Source organism: Mesorhizobium sp. M7A.F.Ca.CA.002.04.1.1 (assembly GCF_004022805.1).
Taxonomy (GTDB): Bacteria; Pseudomonadota; Alphaproteobacteria; order Rhizobiales; family Rhizobiaceae; genus Mesorhizobium; species Mesorhizobium ciceri.
On record NZ_RZPL01000874.1, the window covers coordinates 1 to 2,135 of the forward strand.

Here is a 2,135-nt window from a genome sequence, read left to right on the forward strand (position 1 = left end):
CCTTGCGCAGATCCTCTTCGAGAGCGCGCGAGATCAGGCCGCGGCCATGGAGGCCGACCTGGCGAAGTTCGCCGAGGGCCGCGCCGGCATCGATGCGGCAGTAACCAACCAGGTGCAGAAGCTGGCCGAAGGCCGCAGCCTGATCTCGCGCGCTCTCGAAGAGGATCTGCGCAAGGTCAATGAATCGCGGGCGGCCATCGATGCATCGCTCGGCAGCCATCTCGAAAGGCTGGAAGAAGGTCGCAACAGGCTCTCTATTGCCTTGAATGAAGACTCCGGGAAGCTGGTGCAAGCTCGTACGATCATTGATGAAATGGTCGCCGGACATGTCGGAAAACTCGCCGAGGGCCGCAACATTCTGTCGCGCGCTTTGGAAGCCGATCTCGGAAAACTGTCCGACAGCCGCGCCGACATCGACGGTCTGGTCGCCGGTCAGGTGGAAAAAATCGCCGAAGGCCGCGCCGTGCTCGCCAAGGCGTTGGAAAACGACATCGTCGGCATCAAGAGCCTCATCGAAACCCATTCCGCCAAACTGGCGGAAGACCGCACGCAGCTTTCCCATTCGCTCGACAATGATCTGTCCGGCATACGCGGCCTGATCGAAAGCCATTCGGGACGGTTGGCCGAGGACCGCAGCCTGCTGTCGCAGACCCTTGAAGCCGACCTTGCCAAGCTGGCCGAAAGCCGTTCGAGCATCGACGGTCTGGTCGCCGGTCAGGTCGAGAAGCTGGCGGAAGGCCGCGACATTCTCAAGCGCGCGCTGGAATCCGACCTGAACACGATCAAGGGCGTTATCTCAAGCCAGTCGGAAAAGCTGGCCGAGGATCGCGGTCAGCTTTCCCGGGTCCTGGAAGCCGACCTGCAGAATGTGAACAGCGTCATCGCCGATCACATGAACAAGCTTGTCCAAGACCGCTCCGCCCTGTCCAGGGCCCTTGAGGACGACCTCGCCAAGCTGGCCGACAGCCGTTCCAGCATCGACGGGTTGGTTGCGGGTCAGGTCGAGAAGTTGTCCGAGGGCCGAGATATCCTGCGGCGCGCTCTGGAATCCGACCTCAACGCGATCAAGGGGACCATTGCCGACCAGTCGCAGAAACTGGTCGATGACCGGGCACAGTTCGCCCGGGCACTCGAGGCTGACCTCGAAAGCGTCAATGGCTTGGTCAACAGCCATTCCGAAAGGCTCGTCCAGGATCGTTCGACGCTGTCGAAAGCGCTTGAAGCCGACCTCGAAAACGTCGGTGGCCTCGTTAACAGCCACGCGGAAAGGCTTGTCCAGGAGCGCTCGACCCTGTCCAAGGCGCTCGAGGACGATCTTGCCAAACTGGCCGAGAGCCGCTCAAGCATCGACGGTCTGGTCGCCGGCCAGGTCGAGAAACTCGCCGAAGGTCGCGATGTTCTCAAGCGCGCGCTGGAAGCCGATCTCGCCAAGCTGGCCGAAAGCCGCTCCAGCATCGACGGTCTGGTTGCCGGCCAGGTCGAGAAGCTGGCCGAGGGCCGCGACATTCTCAAACGCGCCCTCGAAGCCGACCTGCAGAAGCTGACCGAAAGCCGCAGCGACATCGACGACGTCATCGCCGGACATGTCGGCAAGCTGTCCGAAGGCCGCAATATGTTGACCCGCGCGCTGGAAGACGATCTCGGCAAGCTCGCCGAGACCCGCAAGGACGTTGACCGCTCGCTGTCGGGCCATATCGACCAGATCGCTGCCAGAAGCACCGGCATTTCCGACGCGATCGCTGCCGATGTCGAGAAGATCGAGCAGGCGTTCAGTCGCCAGACCGGCATCATCGAGGAGCGCGCCGGCACCATGGAACGTGCGCTCTCGACAGGCGTCGACAACGTCCGCGCCGTGCTCGAGAAGAGCGCCGTGTTTGTCGCCGGCGCCCTGCGCGAAAAGGTGCTGGAAGTCACCAGCACCCTGCACGAGCAGGCCGGTGCCGCGTTCAGCGACGCCGACCGCAAGATCGCCGAGCGCGCCGAGCAGACCTCCGCGGCCCTGCTGGCGCGGGCCGAAGACATCGCCCGCACCTTCGAGGAGGCCGACCGTCGCCTGCACGCCCGTGCAGAAGATACGTCGAACGCCTTGCTTGCCCGCGCGGACGACACGTCCAGCTCGCTGCTGGCCCGTGCCC

1 pseudogene is annotated in these 2,135 nt (G+C 63.7%); it reads left to right on the forward strand.

Annotated features, from left to right (window positions below):
* Positions 1-2,135, forward strand: a pseudogene (locus ENZ75_RS29760) (kinesin); the annotation flags it as partial.